This window comes from Martelella mangrovi (assembly GCF_040545495.1).
GTDB classification, from domain to species: domain Bacteria; phylum Pseudomonadota; class Alphaproteobacteria; order Rhizobiales; family Rhizobiaceae; genus Martelella; species Martelella mangrovi.
Window position 1 is genome coordinate 1 of record NZ_JBEPLY010000028.1, and the last position, 5,027, is coordinate 5,027.

At 59.3% G+C, this 5,027-nt stretch carries 5 protein-coding genes; all 5 read right to left on the reverse strand.

All coding sequences use genetic code 11. The features are described from left to right. On the reverse strand, window positions 1-218 hold a 218-nt coding region (locus tag ABID12_RS20760; protein WP_494337881.1), incomplete at its 3' end, for a lysozyme family protein. 51 nt (window positions 219-269) lie between these two features. Further along, window positions 270-935 (reverse strand): DUF4376 domain-containing protein, encoded by a 666-nt coding sequence (locus ABID12_RS20765; protein ID WP_354435954.1) that lies wholly within the window; start codon window positions 933-935, stop codon window positions 270-272. A gap of 11 nt (window positions 936-946) precedes the next feature. After that, window positions 947-1,885 carry a phage tail protein gene (locus tag ABID12_RS20770; RefSeq protein ID WP_354435955.1) on the reverse strand — a complete coding sequence of 313 codons (939 nt, stop codon included), beginning with the start codon at window positions 1,883-1,885 and terminating at the stop codon, window positions 947-949. Then, window positions 1,882-3,381, reverse strand: a complete 1,500-nt coding sequence (locus ABID12_RS20775) for a hypothetical protein (protein WP_354435956.1) — start codon at window positions 3,379-3,381, stop codon at window positions 1,882-1,884. Before ABID12_RS20775 ends, ABID12_RS20770 begins: the two co-directional genes overlap by 4 nt. Beyond that, window positions 3,378-5,027, reverse strand: a 1,650-nt coding sequence (locus ABID12_RS20780) for a phage tail protein (RefSeq protein WP_354435957.1), incomplete at its 5' end; no start/stop codon positions are given. The genes ABID12_RS20775 and ABID12_RS20780, both read right to left, overlap by 4 nt.

Here is a 5,027-nt window from a genome sequence, read left to right on the forward strand (position 1 = left end):
AGGATCCGGTCTGATTGTTCGGCGGTGATTTTCGTCTTGCCGGGAATGAGTTTTGTAATGCCGAGCTTTGCGAATTCGCGTTTGCAGTAGGCGGATTTCATGGTGAAGCCGGTCCCGATCGTCGGCGTGCCTGTCGGATCGAGATACGCCGTCAGCGGATTGCCTTCATGAAGACGCACGAAAGCGCGCCCCCGGCTGGATACCGTGGTGATTTCCATGTTCGATTGTCCTTGGAGTTTGCGCCGCTCGCCACGCGGCTGGATCAGCGATTATGCGGATGGCGGCATCCAGTCGTCAGTCACGTCAGCAAAGGCGTCGTTAATCTCGGTCGTGGTGGAAACGGAACCAACCGCAATCGCGGAAAGCACCGCCGCCCGCCGATCAAAGGTTGATTGCACGAATTCGCCGACAGCCGTCGCCAGAGCGATCGCGTCGGTTGCCGTCAGGATCACCATCCCGTCGCGGGCATCGAAGTTGAAGGTCCGGGCCTCGTCCCGCTGGGCGAGCGCAGCCATGCCGTTGATCAACGCGATCGCGCCGTCGTCGCACTTCACTCTGAAGCCGTTGATGTCGACGCCTGCAACCCGGGCGCGCCATGACAGGTCGCGGGCATCGGCGGCAAGCGCATCACCGGTCGGCGCCTGCGTCGGAGCCGCCGGTTTATCCGCGAGCAATCCAAGTCCAGCCGGATCGCCCAAGTTCGCCACCTCGACCGCGTTGCCGTCCTGATCGAACCAAGTCTGCCCGCGATAATCAGGAACAAGGCTCCATCGCCCTTCGGCAAATACACTTGCCTCATACGGCCCTGCAGTAGGCGGCGCGACGGTAACGGCATTAGCGGGAATAAGGAAGCGGCCTTCTACCAGCGGGTCAGGGTCAGCCTTCCTTTTGCCCAGATACTCACCGGTCTCAACGCTGAAATGATAGATATCCATGATCAACTCCGTCAGTATTTGATGCAGGCAAGCAGTGCGATGTTGCGCGGGCGGTTTTCCGAGGCCGTGGGGACAACGGCCGATGCGTCGAAGTTCACGTATCGATAGCGCGTAAGTGCATTTGGCGATCCCGAGACAATACTCCCATCAGCGGCAGGCGTATCCACGCTGAATGCGCCGTCCCCCGAGCCAAAAATGCTTTGCAGGCTTCCGGTTGTATATGCGCCAAGTTGACCTGTGATATTACGGATCGCATCGGACTGCGCGCTGCCCAGAGCGCGGCTTCCATCGACGCCACGACCATCATCCCAGCCGCGCAGAAACTCACCGCGAAGATCCGGTAATGCGAAAGTGGTCGATCCATCGCCCGCTCCGAAACGTGTCCCTATGGCGGCAAACAAGCCGGCGTAAGCCGTGCGCGACAATAATACGCCATCGGCCTTCAACCAGCCGGACGGAGCCGACGGCGTGGCAAACATCGCCACCTTCCCAGGCGTTTCAGGAGCAGCGCCAATAGTCTTCCGGACAGCGGCCTCATCGGTGGCGGCAAGCAGGGTGCGCGCAAAAGCGGTTAGCATCGTCAGATCAGCAGAGCCGCTCCCATTGAAGTACGGGAGCCTATCGGCGGCTGGCGTCAGTCCCGCAATGGCTGAAAGTGTCGGGTTATCAAGTTGCGCGATGTAGCGCGCAAGCGCCTCTGCGTTGGCATAGGTCTGGTTTGCGTCGTCCTGCCGCTGGATCGCATAGGCGTAGGTGCCGGTTGCGCCGACCCATTCCGTTGCTGCCGTGATTTCGGTATTGCTGTCGACGCTTGCAATCGGCAACGGGTTTCCGGCTGTCTGCGGATAAATGACGCCGCCTGCGATCAGCGCAGTCTGCCAACCCGTACCGGTCCCGGTCACGGCCGCCGAACCATTTGTAAGCGTGATTGTGCCAGTCGTGTAATTCATGGCTGCGGTATCCCGAAAATGTAATAGCGGATGCCCTGGATTGGCGCTTCGTCGTATCGATAAGACAGGCGGCGATTGTCGTAGTCTTCAAAATCCGCATAGAACATGCGAACCGGATTGCCGCGATAGGTGTAGAAACGCGCTTCCGTCGAAGACAGGCGACAATAGGTCGTGTCGCCCGCCGCACCGCCCGCCGATCCGGGCGTGTTTGTGTAGAGCCGCTTAACGTAAGGCTCCCGGATCATCGCAGACCAATTTTCGCCGGAAGACGAATAACCGCCGTGAACCGTCATGTATTTGATGAAGGGCCACGCCCCCCCTGCATCGAAAGATACGGCCCACTCCTGATAGCCGTCGGCGGTAATCGGTATATAGCCTTGCTTTACAATCCTGAGTGCCGGCCAGCGGGTATCGAGAATGATGTCCGCAAAGTTCGGATCAGCACCGGCGCCCGGCCGCAGGAACTGGACCACATCCCGCGCTCCATCGTTGAACTGCCGTATGACACCATTATCGCCATAGGTCGGACCAGCATTGTTGCTGGCATAGACCATGTAGCGCGCGCGGCAAGCGCCATAGCTGTTGTCAAAATGAAGCTGCCCACCGGAAAGCCAGTATTCCGCGCCGATCGATGGGTCATTGGCGCCGAGAAACGGAGAGACAGGATAATAGATGTCTGCGCCGTTGTAGAAATGGACATCGACCAGACAATCGTCTGGGACCGATCCGACCGGCACACTTGAGACACCGGATGGAACGGCAACATCGTTTGCCGCGACAACCTTGATCGGCAAAACCGAACTGTCGAAGGCAAGCTGACTTTCGCTTGCCGTATTGGCATCATAGCCAGGCTTCGCAACACGACAGGTCGTGCTGTCTATGATCACCGATGTCTGACCCGCAACAGGATCGAGCGGTGGATCGAGGATGGGCTCCACGTTCCCCGGAAGGTTCCAGACCTGAATAACTAAGTTTGACGATGGGTTTCCGTTCTCGTCGTAATCTGGATAGCTCCACGTTCCGTCGCCAAATGGAGGGGTAAGTATGCCGTTATTGTAGTATCCTTGATACCATCCCGGAGACCAAGCACCGGTGGATGCCAGATAACCGCTCCGTCCCTCGTAGCCAAAATATTGACGCACGATACGACCCGAAAAACGCCCTGAGAACGATACGATTTTTTTCGAGAAAACAGGCATCGAATAATAGAGACCATCGAACCAGCTATTGCGAAAATAGTAATAGGTCAGTGCGTAATTCGTGATCAGGAGTTGATAATTGCTGCCATTTGACCCTGCCGGAAAATACTGCTCATCCGGCGCTCCACCTGCATCTGTAATAGTCGTGGCGCCCCAATACCGGACCGGGTCGAATTTGGAATTATAGAGCCAGGCGCCATAGGTCGTGTCTGGCGTTGTCGCCGGATCATAGGCGTCGGTCGAGACCTTGACCGAGGCTACGCCAGCATAATCGAGGCCGATCAGCGTGCGGGTCATGAGCGGATAATGATCCTCCCGGCGTTCAAATCGACAATCATCTTGTTGTTGAGGCTTTCCATGTACCCTGCGCGCACCGTACCGATGTCGGCGACGTTGAGTTTCAGGGTCCCACCTTCGAAGACAAGCGGCCGCTGGCCATTGTTCAGTACGACGAACTGGTCGGCATTGACCGCAAAGCGCGATCGCTGGATGCCGCCTTCGGTATAGACCTCAAGATAGAAGCCGCTTTCCCGGAAGGCGCCGCCGGTTCCGGCCCGGATCAGAACGGAAAAGCGTGCGTCAACGCCACTCTGGTCGGCAGCCACGGAAAATTTCACCTGTCCCGCAGCAAACGCATCGCCAAGCTGGGCTGTCAGTGTGTTGGTCTGCTCTGCCAGCGCCGCATCGGCTGTTGCCCGAGCGATCTGCTCCTGCACAAGCGCCGCTGTGGCATCATCCAGTTCAGCGCCCAGAAGCAAGGTCCGCTGGGCCAGCGCCTCGTCTTCCGTCGCGCGAACGAGCCGTTCCTCGATAATCTGCGCCAACGCCTCGCCGGCCTGTTGGCGCAGTTCAAGCCGGTCCAGCAGGCCGACAGAGCCCTGCAACGAGACCGAGGCGGCAAGATCGGCAAGCCGCATCTGCGCAAGATTAAAATCAGCCTGTAATTCTTCAAATCGCTTGCGGACGTCCTCGCCGACGGTATCGAGCGTCACATCGAGGTCGGTCGCGACATCCGGCGTCGTGACGGAAAGCCATGCCGACCATTCCGTCGGTCGCCGCGAAATCGGGATATAACGCCCGCGCACCTCATAGTCCGTATTGTGCCGGAAAACGGGCTGCAAAAGCGCGTAATACGGGCTGGCATAGCGCATGCTGTCGCTGTCGAAGACCACATCGCCATTCGCCGCCTGCCGCACCTGTACCCACACCCGCTCAACATCATCCAGGCCGCCGGCCCAACCGACGCGAATCGTCGGGCGCCAGGCATTGCCCTCGGCATCGTGAAGCGTGGCAGGCTGAACATTCCAGCCGGTCATCACCTGTGCCGGCACACCGATCTTGCCAAGCCAGCCGACTGCGGTCGGCAACGCATCGGCCGCCGACCAGTCATAATCGGAGGGGTCGATTTCCTTCAGCGAGACGGCAGCATTGACGCCCGGCGTCGTGCTGATGCCGACCACCAGAAACTTCTTGTTGTCATAACCGTTGCGGGCACTGGTCCAGCTGACAACGTCATTCGGCTCCAGCGGCCAGGCGTCGGGCGGCAGAAAAAACTGATGCGTGCGAAACCGGCGTGCGTCCTTCAGCATCGCCTGCATAAGCCGCTGCACCTGGCCGCCGTATGGGCAGGCCTCAAAGCTGAAGCTTTCCGGCAGGCGGCGGTTGCCGTCGGCCAGTTCCAGCGCGCTGTCATAGCGCGCGGGCGCGTCCTTCATCGTCCACTTTTCGGCAGGCTCTGGATATGTCGCCTCCACCGCATTCGTCGTATCATCCAGCGTGCCGTGCGGCGCAAGGCTCTGGCCTTTGGTGATGATGATATCGTCGTCCGTAAACGCGTATACCGCGCTACCCGGAGCGCCGACCTGCACCTTGAAGATGCCGCCGACCTCGGCCAGAAGCGCATTGCAGGCCAGCCTCAACTCTTCGAGCGCATCCAGCGGCCG